Source organism: Halobacterium hubeiense (assembly GCF_001488575.1).
In the GTDB taxonomy this organism is placed as follows: Archaea; Halobacteriota; Halobacteria; order Halobacteriales; family Halobacteriaceae; genus Halobacterium; species Halobacterium hubeiense.
In genome coordinates, this window is sequence record NZ_LN831302.1 from 607,033 (window position 1) to 626,898 (window position 19,866).

A 19,866-nucleotide genomic window follows, 5' to 3' on the forward strand; every position below is an offset into this window, starting at 1 on the left:
CCGGCTCGGGGACAGCGATACTGACGCGCCCACTCAGACCACCATCGCGTCCACGACCACGGCCACGAGCAGGCAGCCGAGGTAGGCGTTCGACGCGTGGAACGCGCGCATCGCGGCGGCGCGGTCGCGCTCTCGGTGGAGCCGCATCGCGGCGTACAGGAACACGCCACCCAGGACGACCGTGGTCGCGGCGTACAGCACGCCGAGGCCCGCCAGCTCCGAGAGCGCCACCGCGGAGACGAGCGTCGCGCCGAGGTAGTAGACGATGTGCTTGCGGGTGGTGGCTTCGCCGCTGACGACCGGCATCAGCGGGAAGCCGCCGCGCTCGTAGTCGTCCTTGTACGCCAGCGCGAGGTTGTAGAAGTGCGCGGGCGTCCACAGGAAGATGACCGCCGCGAGCGCCAGCCCAGCGACGCCCACGTCGCCGGTCACCGCGGCCCAGCCGATGAGCGCGGGGAGCGCGCCCGCCGCGCCGCCGATGACGGTGCTCTGTCGGGTGTTGGGCTTCAACACGAGCGTGTAGACGACCGAGTAGAACACGATGGCGGTGAACCCAAGCGCCGCCGTCAGCGGATTCACGCTGTAGAACGCGGCCAGCGACGCCGCCGCCAGCGTCAGGCCGAAGGCGACCGCGTTGCGCTTCGGGATGCGGTCGGTCGCGATTGGCCGGTCGTCGGTGCGGGACATCTTCTTGTCCTTCTCGCGTTCGAGCACGTGGTTGAACGTGCCCGACGCGCCGATGGCGAGCACGCCGCCGCCGAGCGTCAACGCGACGGTCTCCGAGCTCAGGCTCGGGCCGGCGGCCAGCGCCATGCCCGCGGCGGCGACCAGACAGAGCAGCCACATCAGCCGCGGCTTCGTCAACCGGAAGTACGCGTACGCGGTCGCCAGCGGGCCCGAGGCGGGCGCGGACGCGTCCTCGTCCTCGCCCTTCGGTTCGCCCTCCCACTCGCTGGACGGCAGGTGGCCCGTCTGGGCTTCCAGCGTCCACGCGAGCGCGGCGACCAGCCCGGCGAAGATGAGCACGCCGAGCGCGAGGTGCGCGCCGCCGAGCGCGGCCGCCCCCGGCGACGTCGCGGTGAGCGCGCCGACCGCGACCTGTACCGGGTAGGCGGCCAGCGCCACCGTGACCGCGGCGCGGACGCGCCTGGCGGTGTCGCGACGCCACGCCATCACCGCGGCGACGAGCACGAGCACGCCGGTGACGACGGCTGCGGTCCGGTGGCCCCAGACGACCGCCAGCGACACCGAGTCGAGCGCGTACCAGCGTCCGTCACAGGCCGGCCACGAGCGACACGCCGCCGCGGCGTCCGTCAGCGCCGACGTCGCGCCGACGACGAGCAGCGCGTAGACGCCCATCGCGGCCGACGCGAGCACCGCCGTGAACCGGTCGGGGATGTTTCGAATCACGAACGTCTCTCGTCGGGGGATTACACCGCGGTCCACTTAGCCTATCCGACTCGCCGACGCCCCGATTCAGCACCTATTTATGGAACCGCTCCGAACGACCACGATAGTATGAGAGGCAAGCGGCTCGTACCCGTTCTCGTCGCCGCCGTCGGCTTCCTCGCCGCCTTCGTGGACCCGGTCGCTGCCCAGCAGTACCAGTCGGTGACCGAGGGGCTCATCCGCAACCTGAACTCGATGCTGCTCGCGGCCGCGCTCCCGGTCACGCTGCTCGTCGAGGGCATCCTCGTCTACACGGTGTGGAAGTTCCGGAACAGCGACGAGGCGAAACCGACCAAGGAGAACCGCCGGCTCGAAATCACGTGGACCGTCGCCACCGCCGTCGTCCTCCTGTTCGTCGGCGTCGCCGCCTACGGCGTGATGGCCCAGCCGTCGGTCACCGCCACGCAGGCCGACGCGCAGGAAGCGATGGCCGAGGACGACACCGTCGTCGTTGACGCCGTCGGCGTCCAGTGGTACTGGAACTACGACTACCCCGAGGAGAACCTCACCGTGAGCTCCGGCACCGCGACCAGCGGCGTCGACGTCGGCAACCAACCGATGGTGGTCCCGGAGGACACGAAGCTCGTGATACGCACTGAGTCCGACGACGTGATTCACGCGTTCCACGCGCCCGAAATCGGCCTGAAGGCCGACGCCGTCCCCGGACAGACGAACTACCTTATCACCGAGGTCAACGAGAAGGGCTCCTACCAGCTCTACTGCGCCGAGTTCTGCGGGCAGGGCCACTCCGAGATGCTCGGCACCATCGCGGTCGTCGAGGAGGACAAGTATCAGGAGTGGGTCGAGGACCCCGAGAACACGACCATCGACGCGTAACGACCGACCGCTTCTCTCCGTCTTCTCCGTTCTCTTTCGCTCCGTAGCTACGCGCGGCGGAGCCGACTGCACTCGCCCTCCGTGACCGTCACGTCGCCGTCCGCCGTCTCGACGACGAGCGCGCCGCGGGACGTGACGCCGCTTGCGGTTCCGACGACCGTCTCGCCGCCGCGGGTCTCCACGCGCACGCGCTCGCCGAGCGTCGCGCTCCGGTCGCGCCACGCGTCCAGCGCCGCCGCGAACCCGTCGTCGGTCCCGACGCGCTCGACCCACGCCAGCAGCCGCTCGTGGAGCGTCGCCGCGACCTCCGTCGCGTCCACGTCCCCGACCTCTTCCCGGAGCGTCGTCACCTCCCTGTCCACGTCGAGGTCGCTCGGGTCGAGGGCCGCGTTCACGCCGATGCCCAGCACCGCGAACGACAGTTCGGCGTCGGCGGGGTCAGTCCCCGGCAGCACTTCGTCCACGGGCTTGCCGGCCACCGGCACCTCGTCGACGACGGCCTCGGTGAGCACGCCGCAGAGCTTCCGCGCGTCGTCGCCGACGACCACGTCGTTGGGCCACTTCAGCCCCGCGTCCACGCCGAAGGCCTCGACGGTCTCGGCGGCCGCCAGCCCGCCCGCGAACGTCAGGCGGCCGACGTGGCTCGCGTCGAAGTCGGGGGAGACGAGCGTGCTCGACCAGACGCCGCCCGGCGGGGACGCCCACGCGTTCCCCGTGCGGCCGCGGCCCGCGCTCTGCTCGTCCGCGACGACGAACGTGCCGTGGGCGGCGCCGTCGCGGCCCTCGGCGCGCGCGAGGTCGTTCGTACTCGGCACCGACTCGCGGTGGACGACCGGCGCGTCGACGAGCGAGCGCAGCCGGTCGGCGTCGACTGTCATGCCTGCGCGTTCGCGGCAGGCGCGAAAAAAGACGGCGGTCGCTTAGAAGCTGACCTCGGCGCCGGCGTACAGCACGACGACGAGGAAGATCCAGACGGCGTCCACGAAGTGCCAGTACATCGAGACGGTTGCCACGGAGACGTCGCGCTCGTGGGAGTACTGGCCCTTGAACGCGCGGACGGTGACGATGGCCAGCAGGACCGCGCCCAGCGTCACGTGGAGGCCGTGGAGGCCGGTCAGCCCGAAGAACGCGCTCTCGAAGACGCCGCCGGTCGGCGACAGGCCCTCGTGGACGATGAACTCGTAGTACTCGTACACCTGGCCGGCGATGAACACCACGCCGAGCACGAGCGTCGCGACGAGCAGGCCGAGGAACCGCGACCGGTTGCCCTTCCGGAGCGCGACGTGCGCGAAGTGCAGCGTGAAACTAGAGACCACGAGGATGGCGGTGTTCGCGAGGACGAGCGCGCCCAGGAACCCGTCGGGAACGTGGGTGAGCGCTTGCGACCACTGCGAGCCCGCGCGGATGAAGAAGTAGTACGTGAACCCGGCGCCGAACGTCGCGACTTCGGTGCCGAGGAACAGTATCATCCCCCAGCGGAGCGCCTTGCCGCCGGTGGTATCCCGGCTCCAGAAGTGCTTCACGAAGGCGTGGTAGACCCAGCCGTACAGGCCCGCGAGGAAGACGAACAGGCTCCCCACGAAGACGGCCGGCCCGACCATCGGCGTGACGAACCCGAACGTCTCGTTCTGCCCGAGCACGTACAGTGCGGCCCCGATGTAGAACCCGGCGGCCCCGACGGCGGTGATGAACGGCCACCAGCTGGCCTCACCGAAGCCCTTCGGCCAGTCCTCCACGGCCGGCAGGTGGTGGCCGTGGTCCTCTGAGTCGTCCGTGACGGTCATACCAGCGAGTTGCGGGGCGAATACTAAAAACCCATCCAACTCCGTCCGCGGCGGCGCCGTACCGCAATCCTCACGGGGGCCCGCCGAGAACTCCCGGCAATGTCTCGTCGCGGCGCACGCGTCCTCGGTGCCGTCGTCGGCCTCCTCGCGGTCTGTGGCGTCGCCGTCGCGCACGGCGGCAGCCTCCGCGACGCCAGCGGGCAGGAGCTTGCGGTGCCGACGTGGCTGTTCCTCTCGACGGGCGGGGCGGTCGTCGGCGCGTCGTTCCTGCTGGCGAGCTTCGTCACGGACCGCGAGTTCGTCGCTGCCGTCCACGAGTGGCACCGTCGCGTCCCCGCGCCGCGCCGCGTGCTCGCGGGCGTCGGCCACGTCGTCGGCCTCGCGGGGCTCGCGCTCGTCCTCCTCGCGGGGTTCGCGCGGCCGGATATCGACCCGCTCCGGAACGCCGCCATCGTCCTCGTCTGGGTGGGCTGGTGGGCGGCGTTCGCGATGTCCACGTACCTCGTCGGGAACTCGTGGCCCGCGATAAACCCGTTCCGAACGCTGACGCGCCCGATCTCGTGGGTCCTCGGCGGCCGCGACGTCGAACTCCCGGCGGGACGGGCGGCGTGGGCGTCCACGCTGTTCCTCCTCGTGCTCGTCTGGTTCGAGGTGGTGAGCCCGCTCGCCGACGAGCCGCGACTGCTCGCGGCGGCCGCCGTCGGCTACCTCGCGCTCTCGGCAGTCGGCGTCGTCGCGGTCGGCCACGACCAGTGGTTCTCCGCCGTCGACCCGCTCTCCCGGCTGTTCGCGATGTACGGGTCGGTCGCGCCGATTCAGCGCACCGACGGCGGGCTCGAACTCCGGCTGCCCGCGATGCGGCTGACCGACGACGTCGTCACCACGGACGGCGGCGTCGCGTTCGTCGTCGCGCTCGTCTGGGGGACCACCTACGACGGGTTCGTCGGCACGCCCGCGTGGGCGTCGTTCGCGCGCACGGTCGTCGATGCTGGCGTCCCTGCGCCCGTCCTCTACCCGGCCGCGCTCCTCGTCGGCTTCCTCGTGTTCCACCGGCTCTACTGGTGGGCCGCCCGGAAGGCCCGCGACGTCGCGCCGACGTACACCGACGCCGCCGTGCTCGCGCGCCGGTTCGCGCCGTCGCTGCTCGCCATCGCCGCCGGCTACCACCTCGCGCACTACCTCGTGTACGCGCTGTCGCTGTCCCCGTCGCTGTTCGGCGCGCTGCTCGCGCCGCTCGACCCGCCGGTCGCCCGCACGCTCGTGCTACCGAGCTGGGTCTCCGGCGTCGGCGTCGCCGCCGTCCTGCTGGGCCACCTGCTCGCCATCTGGGTCGCCCACGCCACCGCCTACGACGAGCTCCCGGGCCGACTGCAGGCGATTCGCAGCCAGTACACGCTCACGCTCGTGATGGTGTTCTACACGATGACCAGCCTCTGGATAATCGGCCAGCCGGCCGCCGAACCACCGTTCCTATGACCGACACCACCGCTCCCGACGACGCTCCGCGGTGCTCGCACTGCGGCGAGGCGTTCCCGACCGAGCGCCTGCGCGCGCTCCACCGCGGCCTCGAACACTACGACAGCCTCGACGACGACGAACGCGACGCGTTCGAGGACGCGTACCGCGACGAGGGCGACGACCTCCGGTCGTTCCGACTGCGCGCGCTCGCGGTGCTGGTCGCGCTCTACTTCGGGTTCCTGATGACGTACGCCGTGGTCGCCGTCTGAACGGAAGCGATGGCTTTCTAACCCACCGCGCCGAACCCCGTGGTATGGTCGAGCAAACGGAGCAGGGACTGAGCGACCAGTATCCGCGCGCCAGCCCGTGGCCGATACCGTTCGTGTTGGGGTTCGTCATCTCCGAAATCGGCATCCTCTTCGACGGGCTGCTCCCCGTCGCCGTCGGCGGCCTCGTGTTGCTCGCGGGCAGCGTCGTCGGCATCCTCCGCGAGTCCGGGTTCGCGGCCACGCTGTACCGGCCCGCGCTGGCGGTCGGCGCGCTGTTCGGCGCGGGCGGCGCCGCCCTCTACGTCGCCACGTCCGCGACTGCGCGCGGCCTCGCGCTCGCCGGCACCGGCGTCGTCGTCGTCGCCGCGTCGGTGGCGCTGTTCCTCTACGAGACCGGGCGCCTGTAAGCCCGCGCGGCGCTGAATCCTCAAGCTATATTTGTCCGCCGCCCCGAACTCCCTCCAATGAGTTCCAGCCTCTTCGACACGGACACGATTCTCGACCTCACGGTCAACATCGTCCCGCTCGCCATCCTCGCGTTCTTCTTCGTGGGGTTCTTCGTCGTGAACCCGTGGGGCGCGGGATTCACGCTCGAACGCGTCATCCAGTTCATCCTCGTCGGCTGGGTGTTCGTCGCGCTCGCCATCCTCACGTACGCCGCCGCCAAGCGCATCGAGACCGGCGACGAGGAAGTCGGCCCGCACTGACGCGGCCGTCGAGGCTGCCGTCCGTTCACGAGAAATCCGTTCGCCGTCGGCCGATTCTCGGTTCGCGCGCTGGCGCGCCCAATCCTAAGCTTTCTTTACGGTCCGGTACTGACTGTGCTGCATGGCCTCGTCACCACTGGTGCTAACCGTGCTGATGGGCGTGCTTCTCGTCGCGGTGGCCGCCTCCCTCGCACGTCTCGAGGACTGGCGGTCGTACACGCCTCTCAGCGACGTCGGCGGTGCGCTCGGGGAGCGCACCGAACACGGACACGAAGAGAAGCCGGGCGGCATCGTCCGGTGGCTCACGACGGTCGACCACAAGGACATCGGGATTCTCTACGGCGCGTACGGCGCCATCGCGTTCGTCTGGGGTGGACTCGCCGTGCTCCTGATGCGCGTCGAACTCGCCGCGCCCGCGACGGACGTCATCGGGCCGTCGCTGTACAACGGACTCCTGACCAGTCACGGCATCACGATGCTGTTCCTGTTCGGGACGCCGATGATTGCGGCGTTCGGGAACTACTTCATCCCGCTGCTCATCGGCGCCGACGACATGGCGTTCCCGCGCATCAACGCCATCGCGTTCTGGCTGCTGCCGCCGGGCGCGCTCCTCGTCTGGAGCGGCTTCCTGATTCCCGGCGTCGCGACCGCCCAGACCAGCTGGACGATGTACACGCCGCTGTCGATTCAGATGTCCAGCCCCGCCATCGACATGATGCTGCTGGGCCTCCACCTCACGGGGGTTTCGGCGACGATGGGCGCCATCAACTTCGTCGCGACCATCTTCACCGAGCGCGGGGACGACGTCGGCTGGCCGAGCCTCGACATCTTCTCGTGGACGATGCTCACCCAGTCGGGGCTCATCCTGTTCGCGTTCCCGCTGCTGGGCAGCGCGCTCATCATGCTGCTGCTCGACCGCAACTTCGGCACGACGTTCTTCACGGTCGCCGGCGGTGACCCGATTCTCTGGCAGCACCTGTTCTGGTTCTTCGGCCACCCCGAGGTGTACATTCTCGTGCTCCCGCCGATGGGACTGGTCAGTCTCATCCTGCCGAAGTTCTCGGGGCGGAAGCTGTTCGGGTTCAAGTTCGTCGTCTACTCGACGCTGGCCATCGGCGTGCTGAGTTTCGGCGTGTGGGCCCACCACATGTTCACCACGGGCATCGACCCGCGGCTCCGCGCGAGCTTCATGGCGGTATCACTCGCGATTGCGATACCGTCCGCGGTGAAGGTGTTCAACTGGATCACCACGATGTGGAACGGGAAGCTCCGCCTGACCGCGCCGATGCTGTTCTGCATCGGCTTCGTCCAGAACTTCATCATCGGCGGCGTCACCGGCATCTTCCTCGCCGCCATCCCCGTGGACCTCATCCTCCACGACACCTACTACGTCGTCGGTCACTTCCACTTCATCGTCTACGGCGCCATCGGGTTCGCGCTGTTCGCGGGCACCTACTACTGGTTCCCGATGGTCACCGGCCGCATGTACCAGAAGAAGCTCGCGCACGCGCACTTCTGGCTCGGCCTCGTCGGGTCGAACCTGACCTTCCTCGCGATGCTGTGGCTCGGCTACGGCGGCATGCCGCGGCGGTACGCGACCTACCTCCCGCAGTTCGTCACCGCCCACCAGATCGCGACCGCGGGCGCGTTCCTCATCGCCATCAGCACCCTGCTGTGGGTGTGGAACATGGTCGTCTCCTGGAAAGAGGGGCCGAAGGTCGACAGCGGCGACCCGTGGAACCTCGAGAACACCGACCAGCTCACCAACGACTGGGAGTGGTACGAGCAACAGCGTGACTCGCCGGTCCCGGCGACGGACGGCGGCGAGCCCGACGACGCCCAGTCCGCGGACTGAGACGCGCGAGCTTTTCTACGCGAGAACGAGCACGAAGCCGGTCAGGAACATCAGGAGTGCGATACCCGCCAGCACCGCGAACAGTATCTCCTTGTCTTCCATACGCGGTCCGTTGGCGGCGACACCGCAAAAGGCTACCCACTCCGCCGCCAACGAGGACGCGTGAGCGAACCCGACACGCGCGGTCGACGAGTGGTGGTGTGGATGTACGTCTCCGCGGTCGCCGTCGCCGGCCTGTTCGGCTACGTGCTCGGCATCATCGTCTACGGCGACGGCGGCGGCCCCGCGGGGCCGCTCGTGGAGGGGTCGGGCGCGTCCTACGGCGCCATCGGCCCGATTACGTTCCAGCTGAACCCCCTGAACCTCGCGGCGTTCGGCGTCGTCTCCGTGGGCTTCATGCTGGGCGTCGGCCTGCTGGCCATCGTCTACGTCTCCGGGCGCGCCGACGCCTGACCGCTCCGGGCGCGAGTAGGTATTAGTGGGTGGAACGACATGTAGTGGGCATGAAAGTCCGGGAAGCCACTCACGACGACGCAGACGGCATCCGGCGCGTGGCGGACGCGTCACTCGAAGCGACCTACGCCGGCCAGCTCGGCGAGGACATCGTCGCGGCCGCGGCCGACGAGTGGTACGGCGCGGACCGCCTCGCCGACCGCCTCGACGCCGACGACGTCGTCTACCTCGTCGTCGTGGACAGCGACGAGGTGGTCGCATTCTCCGAGAGCGAACTCGACGTCCGGCAGCCGACCGGCGAGCAGTCCCCGGACTCCGCGGACGGCGTCGCCGCCATCCAGTGGCTGCACGTCCACCCCGACCACCGGGACCGCGGGCTCGGCGGCCGGCTGCTCGAACGCACGGAGACCGAACTGTTGGAGCGCGGCGCGAACCGCGTGGAGGGCCGCGTGCTCGCGGCGAACCGCGCGGGCAACGAGTTCTACCAGGCGAGCGGCTACGCGCGCACCGGCCAGCGCACGCTCGACATCGCCGGGGAGACGTACACCGAACACCTCTACGTGAACCTCCCCGCGGACGAGGCCGCCGAACTCACGGAGGAACACGAGGTCGACGGCGACACCGTCTTCGTCGCGTACGACGAGCGCGAGCGCGGCTCGGAGGCGCCGTTCTACGCGGCGTACAACACGACCGACCGCGAGGAGCGCTACGGGTTCTACTGCGCGAACTGCGGGTCGCTGGACACCTCGATGGACTCGATGGGGCGCGTGGAGTGCAGCGACTGCGGGAACAAGCGGAAGGCGACGCGGTGGGACTCGGCGTACCTCTAATCAGGCGACCGCCGCGGTCTCCTGGTAGCCGCCGAACTCGTCCTCGAACACCTGCATGATTTCGCCCATCGTCGCGTACGCCTTCACCGCCTCGACGATGTAGGGGACGGTGTTCTCGTCGCCGTCGATGGCCTCGCGGAGCGCGTCCAGCGCGTCCGCGACCGCGTCGTCGTCGCGCTCGGCCTTCACGTCCTCCAGCCGGCCGAGTTGGCGCTCGCGGGTGGCGTCCTCGTCAACGTGGAGGGTGTCGGGGCTGGTGTCCTCCTCGACCTCGTAGGCGTTGACGCCGACGACCGTCTCCTCGCCGTCGTCGACGCGGGACTGGTACTCGTAGGCGGCCTCCTGAATCTCGCGGTGGAAGTACCCTTCTTCGATGCCTGCGAGCACGCCGTCCCGAATCGAGCCGTCGCCTTTCGCCTCGATTTCGTCGATGTACGCCATCGCCTCCTCCTCGACCTCGTCGGTGAGTGCCTCGACGGCGAAGCTCCCGCCGAGCGGGTCCACGATGTCCGCGGCGCCGGACTCCTCGGCGATAATCTGTTGGGTGCGCAGCGCGACCCGGACGGCGTCCTCGCTGGGGAGCGCGAGCGCCTCGTCGTAGGAGTTCGTGTGGACGCTCTGGGAGCCGCCCAGCACCGCCGCCAGCGCCTGCAGCGTGACGCGGGCGACGTTGTTCAGCGGCTGCTGGGCGGTCAGGCTCTGTCCGGCGGTCTGCGTGTGGAACTTCAGCTGCTTGGAGGCCTCCGCCTCGGCGCCGTAGCGTTCCTCCATCACGCGGGCGTAGATGCGGCGGGCGGCGCGGAACTTCGCTATCTCCTCGAAGATGGAGTTGTGGGAGTTGAAGAAGAACGAGAGCTGTGGCGCGAACTCGTCGACGTCCAAGCCGCGCTCTATGGCGTCCTCGACGTACGCGAACCCGTCCGCGAGCGTGAACGCCAGCTCCTGGACGGCGGTCGAGCCGGCTTCGCGGATGTGGTAGCCCGACACCGAGATGGGGTGGAACTTCGGCGTGTTCTCCGCGCAGTACTCCACGACGTCCGTCACGAGGTCGAGGCTCGGCTCCGGGGGGACGACCCACTCCTTCTGCGCGATGAACTCCTTGAGCATGTCGTTCTGGAGGGTGCCCCGGAGCTCCTCGCGGTCGAGGCCCTGCTGGTCGGCGACCGCGAGGTACATCGCGTAAATCACCGGCGCGCTCGGATTGATGGTGAACGAGGTCGATACCTCCGAGAGGTCGATGCCGTCGAACAGAATCTCCATGTCGCGGAGCGTGTCGACGGCGACGCCCTCCTTGCCGACTTCGCCGAGGCTCATCGGGTCGTCGCTGTCCAGCCCCATCAGGGAGGGCATGTCGAAGGCCGTCGAGAGGCCGGTCTGGCCCTCGTCGATGAGGTAGTGGAAGCGCTCGTTGGTCTCCTCGGCGGTGCCGAAGCCCGCGAACTGCCGCATCGTCCAGGTGCGGCCGCGGTAGCCCGTGGGGTAGACGCCCCGAGTGTACGGGAACTCCCCGGGGAACCCGAGGTCCTCCGTGTAGTCGAGGTCCGTGACGTCCTCCGGGGTGTACAGTCGCTCGACTTCCACGTTGGAGACGGTGGCGAACCGCTCCTTGCGCTCGCCGTACGCGTCCAGCACGGGGTCGAGAGTGTCGTCCTCCCAGTCCTCCCGGGCGTCGCGGATGGCGGCGAGCTCCTCGTCGTCGAACATGCCACCAAATCTTGCCGGGAGATTCATTAAGGAATCGGTGGTATCGGTGGCGTGGCCGAGCGCAGCGAGGCCACGTCATCGAGAGTAGCGAGGGACGAGGTCCCTCGGACCGTTCGAGCGGGCGAAGCCTGCGAGAAGACGGCGGTCGCGGGGAGCCGCGAGCGGCGTCGACGTTCGAAGCGAGCCGTGAGTGGGGCGCGTACGCGGCTACCGATTCACTGCAGGCGCTCGATGGTCTCCACCAGCGGATGGTGGGCGTAGTCCACGACGTCGATGTCCGAAATCGACTCCAGCCCCTCCTTGTCGGCGGTGCGGGCCATCCCGAGGTCGACGCGGCGCTCCAGGGCGATGACGTAGGCGTCCATCTCCTCGATGCCCGCGCGCTCGGCGGCCATCACGCGGTGGTGGCCGTCCGCCAGCAGGAGTTCGACGCCGCCGTTGTCGATGACGACCAGCGGCTCCGCGAGCCCGTGTTCGAGCTCGTACTGGCGCCCCTCCAGCTCGTCGGCGTACACCTTCCCCTGCGTTGGCACCAGCTCGTCCAACTGGACGGTGCGGCGCTCCTCCGTGGCCTCGATGCCGTGAATCGTCTCCAGCGTGCGCTGGAGCTTCCCGACCTTCTCCGGGGTGGCGCGCTCTATCTGCGAGCGGATGACGTCGGAGTTCGAGATGATGCCGACGAGGTTGCCCGCGTCGTCGACCACCGGGAGCTTCTGGATGCCCGACCGGAGGATGACCCGCGCGGCGTCCGTCACCTTCATCTCCGGGTGGGCGACGATGAGCTCGTCGCTCATCACCTTGAACACGAGCTCGTCCGGCTCGGAGAGCAGGAGGTCGCGCGCGGAGACGAACCCCTCGACGCGTCGCCCCTCGGTCACCGGGAAGCCGTTGTGCTCGCTCTCGGAGATGCGCGTCGCGACGTCGCGCACCGTGTCGTCCGGGGAGACGGTCGCGACGTCCCGAGTCATGTAGTCGTCGACCGTGGGTTTCGCGCCGTTGTGGTCGAGGGCCGAATCCATCACGTGTCCGTTACGCGTCGACCGGCAAAAACTCACCCCCCGCGAATCTCCTCGAAGAACCGCGTCGCCACCACGTCCTCGACCATCTCCGTGAGCGTGTGCTCGGCGTCCTCGCCGACCTCGTCGAACAGCCCCAGCGGGAGCTGCGCGCCGGCCATGTCCGCGTGGCCGCCCGCGCTCCCCAGCTCGCCGAACGCCGACCGCAACACCGCGCCGAGGTCGACGTCGTTGCCGCGGGCGCGCGCCGACACGTAGATGGTGCCGTCGGTGTAGCCGTAGACGAACGTCACCGTCACGCCCCGCATCGCGAGCAAGCGGTCGGCGGCCTGCGCGAGCGTGTCCCGGTCGGAGATGGCGCCGACGCAGGACGCCAGCACGGAGCCGTCGAGTTCGCGGTTCCGGATGCCGCGCGCGATGGTGTCGAGGGTGTCCGCGCTCACCGACGGGCTCTCGATGCGCTCTAAGACGTCGGTGTCCGCGCGGTCCAGCAGCCACGCGCCCGCCTCGAAGTCGTCGGTCGTAATCTCCCGGGCGAAGTCGTCGGTGTCCACGCGGATACCGTACAACAGCGCCGTCGCGACCGCGGTCTCGACGTCGAGGCCGAACCCGCGGACGTACTCCACGAGAATCGTGCTGGCCGCGCCCAGCTCCGGGCGGATGTCCACGAAGTCGGCGTCCACGTCGTCGTTCGGCGGGTGGTGGTCGACGACGATGTCCACGTCCGTCTCGGGGTCGAGCTGGTCGTTGACGCCGGGCGCGGAGTGGTCCACGAGCGCGATGGCGCCGAAGTCGAACTCCTCGCCCGCGGTCACGTTCCGCACTTCGAGGTCGAGGAGGTTGACGAACGCGCGGTTCTCCTGGTGGGAGATCTCCCCGAAGTAACACGCCTCCGTTTCGACGCCGAACTCCTCGGCGATGCGGGAGAGCCCGACCGCGGTCGCGATGGCGTCCGGGTCGGGGTTGTCGTGCATGAACACGCCCAGCGTCCCGTCGATGCCTTCGAGCGTCGCCCGCAGCGCCTGCAGTTTCTCGCCGTCGTCGGCGGTCGCGACCGCCTCGACGTGGTCGAGCACCGCCGCGCCCGGGTCGACGACGCGGTCGGCGACCGCGGCCAGCGCGTCGCGGTCCTCGGCGGTCGCCTCGAACCCGAGGTACGCCACGAGTTCGGCGTCCGGGTAGACCTCGCGGGCGGCCTCCGCGGCCAGCCGGTTCGCGGCCGCGCCGTCGGTCGCCACCACGACCACGTCGACGTCGCGCTCCAGCCCGCTAATCTCGGCCGGGTCGGTGACGTCCCGGACCTCGGCGGCGACCTTCTCGTTGCGCAGCGACTCCACGCGGCTCGCGTCGCCGTCCAGCACGAACAGCTCGCCGCGGCGCTGTGAGAGGTGCTCGACGACGGCGTGGCCGGTCGTGCCGCAACCGAGCACGAGCCGAGAAACCATTCGTTGGCCCGTGATAACTTCCGAATCCGCTAAAAGGTACCGTTGTGCCCCGTTCGCTTACAGCGCGAACAGGACGTCGGCGGCGTGGACGGCGGTCTGCGCGACCGGGTCGAACGCCACCAGCAACACGACCGTCGCGACGGCGGCGGCGACGACGGCGGCGTACAGCCCCGTCGGCGTCCCGTCAAGCGAGAGGTCGTCGCTGGGGTCCTCGATCCAGATGGCTTTCACGACTCGCGAGTAGTAGAACAGCGACAGCGCGCTGTTGATGGCCGCGACGGCCGCGAGCCACGCGAAGCCAGCCTGCACCGTCCCCGCGAACAGCAGGTACTTCGAGAGGAAGCCGCCGCCGACCGGGAGGCCGGCGAGGCTGAACATGAACACGGTCATCGCGACGCACGCCACCGGAGCGCGGGTCGCGAGGCCGTTGTAGTCCTCGAACGTGCGGCCCACGTCCCAGTACTCGACGAGCGCGACGAACAGGAACGCGCCCGTGTTCATGAAGCCGTAGACGAGCAGGTGGGTCATCGACGCGCCGAGCACCCACGAGTTCGCGTCCGCGGCGCCGCTCTGGAGCGCGGCCAGCCCCATCAGCACGTAGCCCGCGTGGCCGATCGAGGAGTACGCGAGCATCCGCTTGACTTCGTCTTGGGTGGCCGCCGCGAAGTTCCCGAGGGTCATCGTGACCACTGCGAGCGCGGCGAACAGGATCGACCAGTCGATGGCCACGGCGGACACGACGTCCAGCGGGAACGCGGTCGTGAACACGCGGAACGCGACCGCGAACCCGGCGGCCTTCGACGCCGACGAGAGGAACGCGCTAATCGGCGCGGGCGCGCCCTCGTAGGCCTCCGGCGCCCAGAAGTGGAACGGCACGGAGGCGGTCTTGTACGCGAAGCCGCCGGCGAGCATCAGGATGCCGAGCCCGAGCACGCCGCCGAACTGGTTGCCGGCGACCTCGGCGGCGATGTCGTCCAGCAGGAGCGTGCCCGTGGTGGCGTACACGAGACTGATGCCGTACGCCATCACCGCGGAGGACAGCGCGCCGATGAGGAAGTACTTCAGGCCGGCTTCGACGCTGCCGCGGTCGGTCTTCAGGAACGAGACGAGCGCGTACGACGGCAGGCTCGCCAGCTCCAGCGCGACGAACACGGTCACGAGGCTGTTGGCCGACGCCATCAGCGACATGCCGGTCGCCGCCAGCAACACCAGCGAGTAGTACTCGGAGACGTGGTCCTCGCCCTCGATGTAGTCGTAGCTGGCGACGACGACGAGCGTGGCGACGCTCGCGACGACGAACGCGAAGAACAGGCTCAACGCGTCCACGACGAGCGCGCCGTCGAACTGCACGAACCGGTAGTCGCCCGAGCCGGCCGAAAGGAACCACACCGCGGTCGCGGCGGCGGCGACGGTGCCGATGGCGCTCACCGACGCCAGCAGCCCGTTCTTCCGCGTGTCGGGCGCGACGATGTCGATGCCGAACAGCACGATGGCGGTCAGCCCGAGCAGAATCTGGGGCGTCAGCGGCGGCAGTTCCACCATCAGAGCTCACCCCCGGTGAGGAAGGCGGTTGCCTCCGGCAGCGAGTCCACCATCGGGTTGACCGCGTCCTGAATCATGCCATAGAACACCTCGGGCACCGTCCCGAGCACGACGACCAGCACCACCAGCACGACGATGGCGACCGCGTCGTGGGGCGCCGCGGGCACGATGTCGTAGTCCGTGTCCGCGCTGAACGGCCCGAAGAGGACGCGCTGCATCGCGAACAGCAGGTAGCCCGCGACGACGACGATGCCGAACATCGCCAGCGCCGTGAACAGCTGGGCGTACGGGAAGGTGGCGCTGAAGCCGCCGAGGAAGATGAACAGCTCGCCGGCGAAGCCCGCCATCAGCGGCAGGCCCATGTAGCCGAACGCCGCGGCGACGAACACCGCGGCGGTCACCGGCATCTTGTCCGCGATGCCGGAGAGGTCGCCGACCATGCGCGTGTGGGCGGCGTTGTAGATGACGCCGACGCACATGAACATCAGCCCCGAGATGAGGCCGTGGGCGACCATCTGGAAGGTCGCGCCGCCGAGCCCCCAGACGTTGTACGCCACGAGCCCGAGAAGCACGTACCCCATCGACGAGACGGAGGAGTACGCGACGATGCGCTTGAGGTCCTGCTGGGCGAGCGCGAGCATCGCGCCGTAAATCACCGACAGGACCGCCAACGCCGCGATGAGCACCGCGTAGTCGCGCGCGACGCCCGGCAGCAGCGTGAAGTTGAACCGCAGCAGCGCGTACGTCCCCATCTTCAGGAGCACCCCCGCCAGCATCACGGAGGCCGGCGTCGGGGCCTGCACGTGGGCGTCCGGCAGCCACGTGTGCAGCGGGACCATCGGGACCTTCACCGCGAACCCGATGAACATCGCGAAGAACGCGACGACCTTCAGCGTCTCCGCGCCGAGGCCGTACGTCGTCTGGAAGTTCCCGGCGTCGAGCGCGGCCGCGATGGCCGGCAGGTCCATCGTCTGGACCGGGAGCGCGAACACGAGCGCCACGAACCCGATGAACATCAGGAGGCTGGCGACGTTCGTGTACACGAAGAACTTGATGGCGGCGTACTTCCGCCGGGGGCCGCCCCAGATGCCGATGAGGAAGTACATCGGCACGAGCACGAACTCCCAGAACACGAACCACACGAAGAAGTCGAGCGCCGTGAACACGCCCAGGAGGCTCGCCAGCATGAACAGCATCAGCGAGTAGAACTGGCTCTGACGCTCCTGAATCGGCGTCCACGCGCTCAGGATGGCCAGCGACGTCAGCAGCGTCGACAGCACGACCAGCGGCATGCTGATGCCGTCGAGGCCGACGTGCCAGTTGAGCGCGTACGGACCGACGCTGATCCACTTCGCGGTCGTCTCGAACGCCAGCGACCCGCTCTCGAAGAGCGCGTTGCCGCTGGCGTTGAACTGTGCGAACATCCAGAGACTCCCCGCGACGGGGAGCAGACTCAGGGCGAACGCCAGCTTGCCCGCCACCTTGTCGGGCGCGAGCATGACGGCGACCGCCGAAACCAACGTGACGGCGATGAGTGCTTCAATCAACATTCAGAACCACCCCCCGAGGAGGCCGAAGGCCACCAGGAGGACGACCAGACTCAGCGTCAACAGGGCGGCGTAGTGCGTCACGAGGCCGTCCTGAATCCGCTTGATGCGGCTGCCGGCGAACAGGCTCACGCTGCTGACGCCGTTGACGACGCCGTCGACGATGCCCTGGTCGAAGGTGTCGGCGGCGCGGGCGAGCGGCAGCGTGACGCCCTCGGCGAGCCACACCTGGTACTCGTCCTGGTAGTAGTTGTTGTACAGTACGGTCTTGACGCCGCCGAGCTTCTCGGTGTGCTCGGTCGGCGAGTCGACGTTGTACAGCACCCACGCGAGGCCGGCGCCGCCGAGCGCGAGCGCCAGCGAGACGGCGCCCGGAACGAGCGGGCCGATGTCCGCGGCGTGGTAGCCGGCGAAGTCCTCGAGCAGGTGGTGGTAGTGCTCGTAGCCGAGCGCGGCGAAGTCGCTGGCCTCCGGAATCACCAGCCACTGGTGGAGGAACTCGATGTGGCGGCCCGTGAGCTCCGCGACCGGCGTCATGTTCACGAGGCCGGTCGTCGCCGCCAGAATCCCGAGGACGACCAGCGGGAGCTTGACGTTCCAGCGGACGCCGTGGGGGTCGCGGGCGGTGTCGCTGCGGGCGTCGCCGTGGAAGGTGAGGAACACCATCCGGAACGTGTAGAAGCCCGTGAAGAAGACCGCGAGCAGGCCCATCGCGTACGCGGCGAGCAGAATCGGGCTGTCGCCGGCGCCGTAGATGAGCGCCTCGTAGAGAATCTCGTCCTTCGACCAGAAGCCGGAGAACGGCACGATGCCGGCCAGCGCGAGGCTGCCGGCGAGGAACGTGTAGTAGGTCACGGGCATCTTCTCCTTGAGGCCGCCCATGTCCCACATGTCCTCGTTGTGGTGCATCGCGATGATGACCGACCCGGCGCCGAGGAACAGCAGCGCCTTGAAGAACGCGTGGGTCATCAGGTGGAAGGTCGCGGCGATGTAGCCGCCGGTGCCGAGCCCGAGCATCATGTAGCCGTACTGGCTGATGGTGGAGTACGCCAGCACCTGCTTGAGCTCGTCCTTGACGACGCCCATCGACGCGGCGAACAGCGCGGTGAACCCGCCGACGAACGCGATAATCGCGAGGACGGTCGGGAGCAGCGCGTAGAAGCCGTACATGCGCGCGACGAGGTAGACGCCGGCCGCCACCATCGTCGCGGCGTGGATGAGCGCGGAGACGGGCGTCGGGCCCTCCATCGCGTCGGGGAGCCACGTGTGCAGCGGGAACTGCGCGGACTTGCCGACGACGCCGCCGAGCACGAGCAGGCCGAGAATCGCGAACCACGTCTGGGCCTTCATGCCGACGACGTCGAGGAACTGCGCGACGTGCTCGGGCATCGTGCCCTCGCCGCCCGCGGCCGCCAGCGCCTGCTCGGCGAGGTGCGGGAAGCTGTGGACGCCCTCGCCGACCGCGACGAACCGCGCGGTGCCGAACGTCGCGAGGATGCCGACGACGCCGATGAGGAAGAAGTAGTCCCCGAAGCGCGTCACGAGGAACGCCTTCTTCGCGGCGCTCGGCGGGCCGGGCTCCCGGAAGTGGAACCCGATGAGCAGGAACGAACAGAGGCCCACGAGCTCGAAGAACATGAACGCCATCAGGAGGTTGTCCGCGACGACGAACGACAGCATCGAGAACGTGAACAGGCCGAGGCCGGCGTAGTACCGCGGGAGGCCAGTCTCGCCCTCGTCGTTCATGTACCCGAGGCTGAACACGTGCACGAGGACCGCGACCAGCGACACGATGACCAGCATCATCGCCGACAGCGGGTCGACGAGGACGCCGAAGTGGAGGCTGAACGTGTTCTGGCCGACGACCCACGTGTAGATGTCCTGTGCGTGGTAGCCGCCGCCGCTGACGGCGACGAACGCCCAGACGGACAACAGCAGCGACCCGGCGGTCGCGAGGATGCCGGGAATCGCGCCGCCCTTCGGCAGCAGCCGCGGCGCGAAGTGGCCGACGAGCAGTGCCACGAGGAAGGCGGCGAACGGTAGCAGCGGAATTGCCGGAGTGAGTTCAGTTGCGCCTACCATCTTACCACCTCATCGTCGTCGCGTCGCGCACGTCGATGTCACCGAAGTTGCGGTACAACACGAGTACGATGCCGAGGCCGACGGCGACCTCCGCCGCGGCCAGCGCCATCACGAACAGGGCGAACACCTGCCCCGTGAGGTTCCCGTAGAAGTGCGAGAACGCCACGAGGTTGATGTTCGCGGAGTTCAGCATCAGCTCCACGCTGATGAGGAACATGAGCGCGTTCTCGCGCGTGAGCACGCCGAACACGCCCGTGCAGAACACGGCCGCGGACAACAGGAGGTAGTACTCGACGGCGACGGCCATTACTCGCCGTCACCCCCTTCGTTGTCGCGGCTCGCGAGCAGCACCGACCCCTCCAGCGCGGCGTCCAACAGTAGCGCGACGATGATGAACGCCGCGAGGAAGCTCTCGCTGGCGACCGTGTTCTCGGTCGCGACGTCCATCAGGCCCATCAGCGCGTAGCCGATGGTCGCCGTGACGTTCGCGTCGCCGGCGAAGCCGACCGCGCCCTCGAAGCCGGCGCCGAGGAACACGGCAGCGAGCACGGCGAACAGCGCCACCGCGACGATGCCCGTCACGAACGTCGACGGGTCGCGCAGCCGTGGTCGCGTCGTCATGCGTTAGTCACCTCTTCTGTACCTCCAGTTTGACGTGTGAGCATCACCGCGAACGTGATGAGGATGAGGACGCCGCCGACGTAGACGAGAATCTGCATCGCGGCGACGAACTCCGCCTGTAGCATCACGTAGTGCACGGCGAAGCTCATCAGCGAGCCGCCGAGCAGCAGCGCGGAGTGCCACACGTCCCGCACCAGGACAGCGCCGAGACTGCACGCTACGGTGAGCAGCGCGAACAGCCCGAACGCGATTGTTTCGGTCGTCATT

At 68.8% G+C, this 19,866-nt stretch carries 20 protein-coding genes; 8 read left to right on the plus strand and 12 right to left on the minus strand.

From position 1 onward, the window contains the following. Positions 1-33 precede the first annotated feature (33 nt). Positions 34-1,359 carry a heme o synthase gene (gene cyoE, locus HHUB_RS03060; protein WP_082687252.1) on the minus strand — a complete coding sequence of 442 codons (1,326 nt, stop codon included), beginning with the start codon at positions 1,357-1,359 and terminating at the stop codon, positions 34-36. Between the two features lie 159 nt (positions 1,360-1,518). On the opposite strand from cyoE, the gene coxB reads away from it, so the two are divergent. Continuing rightward, positions 1,519-2,286, plus strand: a complete 768-nt coding sequence (coxB, locus tag HHUB_RS03065; RefSeq protein WP_059056131.1) for a cytochrome c oxidase subunit II — start codon at positions 1,519-1,521, stop codon at positions 2,284-2,286. A gap of 47 nt (positions 2,287-2,333) precedes the next feature. Here the strand turns inward: coxB and HHUB_RS03070 are convergent, their stop codons facing one another. After that, positions 2,334-3,164, minus strand: a complete 831-nt coding sequence (locus tag HHUB_RS03070) for a biotin--[acetyl-CoA-carboxylase] ligase (protein ID WP_059056133.1) — start codon at positions 3,162-3,164, stop codon at positions 2,334-2,336. A gap of 42 nt (positions 3,165-3,206) precedes the next feature. After that, complete coding sequence (locus HHUB_RS03075) at positions 3,207-4,070, minus strand: cytochrome c oxidase subunit 3 (RefSeq protein WP_059056135.1); 864 nt, start codon at positions 4,068-4,070, stop codon at positions 3,207-3,209. A 99-nt stretch (positions 4,071-4,169) separates the two neighbouring features. Between HHUB_RS03075 and HHUB_RS03080 the strand changes: the two genes are divergently transcribed. The 7 genes from HHUB_RS03080 to HHUB_RS03110 all read left to right on the plus strand — a co-directional run bounded on the left by HHUB_RS03080 (position 4,170) and on the right by HHUB_RS03110 (position 9,642). Then, positions 4,170-5,546, plus strand: coding sequence for a hypothetical protein (locus HHUB_RS03080; RefSeq protein ID WP_059056136.1), 1,377 nt, complete (start codon positions 4,170-4,172; stop codon positions 5,544-5,546). After that, a complete protein-coding gene (locus HHUB_RS03085; protein ID WP_059056138.1) occupies positions 5,543-5,797 on the plus strand; it encodes a hypothetical protein in 255 nt (84 codons plus the stop codon). The genes HHUB_RS03080 and HHUB_RS03085 overlap by 4 nt, the downstream gene beginning before the upstream one ends. A gap of 44 nt (positions 5,798-5,841) precedes the next feature. Next, positions 5,842-6,204: a DUF7541 family protein gene (locus tag HHUB_RS03090; RefSeq protein WP_059056140.1), complete on the plus strand. Its 363-nt coding sequence runs from the start codon at positions 5,842-5,844 to the stop codon at positions 6,202-6,204. Between the two features lie 57 nt (positions 6,205-6,261). Further along, on the plus strand, positions 6,262-6,504 hold the full coding sequence (locus HHUB_RS03095; protein ID WP_059056143.1) for a DUF6684 family protein: 243 nt from the start codon (positions 6,262-6,264) through the stop codon (positions 6,502-6,504). Positions 6,505-6,625: 121 nt separating this feature from the next. Beyond that, positions 6,626-8,359, plus strand: coding sequence for a cytochrome c oxidase subunit I (gene ctaD / locus HHUB_RS03100; RefSeq protein WP_059056145.1), 1,734 nt, complete (start codon positions 6,626-6,628; stop codon positions 8,357-8,359). Positions 8,360-8,521: 162 nt separating this feature from the next. Next, on the plus strand, positions 8,522-8,812 hold the full coding sequence (locus HHUB_RS03105) for a DUF7520 family protein (protein ID WP_082687154.1): 291 nt from the start codon (positions 8,522-8,524) through the stop codon (positions 8,810-8,812). Positions 8,813-8,862: 50 nt separating this feature from the next. Beyond that, the gene (locus HHUB_RS03110) at positions 8,863-9,642 is read left to right on the plus strand and encodes a GNAT family N-acetyltransferase (protein ID WP_059056148.1); all 780 of its coding nucleotides are present in this window, start codon (positions 8,863-8,865) and stop codon (positions 9,640-9,642) included. Here HHUB_RS03110 and HHUB_RS03115 read toward each other — a convergent pair whose 3' ends face one another. The 9 genes from HHUB_RS03115 to HHUB_RS03155 form a co-directional block, all read right to left on the minus strand. Then, complete coding sequence (locus tag HHUB_RS03115; protein WP_059056149.1) at positions 9,643-11,346, minus strand: acyl-CoA mutase large subunit family protein; 1,704 nt, start codon at positions 11,344-11,346, stop codon at positions 9,643-9,645. Positions 11,347-11,561: 215 nt separating this feature from the next. Further along, positions 11,562-12,365: a CBS pair associated ParBc domain-containing protein gene (locus HHUB_RS03120; RefSeq protein ID WP_059056150.1), complete on the minus strand. Its 804-nt coding sequence runs from the start codon at positions 12,363-12,365 to the stop codon at positions 11,562-11,564. A 32-nt stretch (positions 12,366-12,397) separates the two neighbouring features. Further along, on the minus strand, positions 12,398-13,807 hold the full coding sequence (locus HHUB_RS03125; RefSeq protein ID WP_059056151.1) for a DHH family phosphoesterase: 1,410 nt from the start codon (positions 13,805-13,807) through the stop codon (positions 12,398-12,400). A 57-nt stretch (positions 13,808-13,864) separates the two neighbouring features. Beyond that, positions 13,865-15,349 (minus strand): NADH-quinone oxidoreductase subunit N, encoded by a 1,485-nt coding sequence (locus HHUB_RS03130; RefSeq protein ID WP_059056152.1) that lies wholly within the window; start codon positions 15,347-15,349, stop codon positions 13,865-13,867. After that, positions 15,349-16,899: a complex I subunit 4 family protein gene (locus tag HHUB_RS03135; protein WP_059056153.1), complete on the minus strand. Its 1,551-nt coding sequence runs from the start codon at positions 16,897-16,899 to the stop codon at positions 15,349-15,351. Before HHUB_RS03135 ends, HHUB_RS03130 begins: the two co-directional genes overlap by 1 nt. Next, positions 16,900-18,978, minus strand: a complete 2,079-nt coding sequence (gene nuoL, locus HHUB_RS03140) for an NADH-quinone oxidoreductase subunit L (protein WP_059056154.1) — start codon at positions 18,976-18,978, stop codon at positions 16,900-16,902. Between the two features lies 1 nt (position 18,979). Then, positions 18,980-19,285 (minus strand): NADH-quinone oxidoreductase subunit NuoK, encoded by a 306-nt coding sequence (gene nuoK, locus HHUB_RS03145; protein WP_059056155.1) that lies wholly within the window; start codon positions 19,283-19,285, stop codon positions 18,980-18,982. Continuing rightward, a complete protein-coding gene (locus HHUB_RS03150) occupies positions 19,285-19,599 on the minus strand; it encodes a hypothetical protein (RefSeq protein ID WP_059056156.1) in 315 nt (104 codons plus the stop codon). The genes nuoK and HHUB_RS03150 overlap by 1 nt, the downstream gene beginning before the upstream one ends. Continuing rightward, positions 19,596-19,865, minus strand: coding sequence for an NADH-quinone oxidoreductase subunit J (locus HHUB_RS03155; RefSeq protein WP_059056157.1), 270 nt, complete (start codon positions 19,863-19,865; stop codon positions 19,596-19,598). The genes HHUB_RS03150 and HHUB_RS03155 overlap by 4 nt, the downstream gene beginning before the upstream one ends. Position 19,866 lies beyond the last annotated feature (1 nt).

Bases quoted from the DNA above. Each gene is read 5' to 3' on its own strand.
- nuoL (WP_059056154.1), bottom strand. From the start codon at position 18,978: ATGGTAGGCGCAACTGAACTCACTCCGGCAATTCCGCTGCTACCGTTC.
- ctaD (WP_059056145.1), top strand. From the start codon at position 6,626: ATGGCCTCGTCACCACTGGTGCTAACCGTGCTGATGGGCGTGCTTCTC.
- HHUB_RS03125 (WP_059056151.1), bottom strand. From the start codon at position 13,807: ATGGTTTCTCGGCTCGTGCTCGGTTGCGGCACGACCGGCCACGCCGTC.
- HHUB_RS03130 (WP_059056152.1), bottom strand. From the start codon at position 15,349: ATGGTGGAACTGCCGCCGCTGACGCCCCAGATTCTGCTCGGGCTGACC.
- HHUB_RS03095 (WP_059056143.1), top strand. From the start codon at position 6,262: ATGAGTTCCAGCCTCTTCGACACGGACACGATTCTCGACCTCACGGTC.
- HHUB_RS03090 (WP_059056140.1), top strand. From the start codon at position 5,842: ATGGTCGAGCAAACGGAGCAGGGACTGAGCGACCAGTATCCGCGCGCC.
- cyoE (WP_082687252.1), bottom strand. From the start codon at position 1,359: ATGGGCGTCTACGCGCTGCTCGTCGTCGGCGCGACGTCGGCGCTGACG.
- HHUB_RS03115 (WP_059056149.1), bottom strand. From the start codon at position 11,346: ATGTTCGACGACGAGGAGCTCGCCGCCATCCGCGACGCCCGGGAGGAC.
- HHUB_RS03070 (WP_059056133.1), bottom strand. From the start codon at position 3,164: ATGACAGTCGACGCCGACCGGCTGCGCTCGCTCGTCGACGCGCCGGTC.
- HHUB_RS03155 (WP_059056157.1), bottom strand. From the start codon at position 19,865: ATGACGACCGAAACAATCGCGTTCGGGCTGTTCGCGCTGCTCACCGTA.
- HHUB_RS03150 (WP_059056156.1), bottom strand. From the start codon at position 19,599: ATGACGACGCGACCACGGCTGCGCGACCCGTCGACGTTCGTGACGGGC.
- HHUB_RS03135 (WP_059056153.1), bottom strand. From the start codon at position 16,899: ATGTTGATTGAAGCACTCATCGCCGTCACGTTGGTTTCGGCGGTCGCC.
- HHUB_RS03085 (WP_059056138.1), top strand. From the start codon at position 5,543: ATGACCGACACCACCGCTCCCGACGACGCTCCGCGGTGCTCGCACTGC.
- coxB (WP_059056131.1), top strand. From the start codon at position 1,519: ATGAGAGGCAAGCGGCTCGTACCCGTTCTCGTCGCCGCCGTCGGCTTC.
- HHUB_RS03110 (WP_059056148.1), top strand. From the start codon at position 8,863: ATGAAAGTCCGGGAAGCCACTCACGACGACGCAGACGGCATCCGGCGC.
- HHUB_RS03120 (WP_059056150.1), bottom strand. From the start codon at position 12,365: ATGGATTCGGCCCTCGACCACAACGGCGCGAAACCCACGGTCGACGAC.
- HHUB_RS03075 (WP_059056135.1), bottom strand. From the start codon at position 4,070: ATGACCGTCACGGACGACTCAGAGGACCACGGCCACCACCTGCCGGCC.
- nuoK (WP_059056155.1), bottom strand. From the start codon at position 19,285: ATGGCCGTCGCCGTCGAGTACTACCTCCTGTTGTCCGCGGCCGTGTTC.
- HHUB_RS03080 (WP_059056136.1), top strand. From the start codon at position 4,170: ATGTCTCGTCGCGGCGCACGCGTCCTCGGTGCCGTCGTCGGCCTCCTC.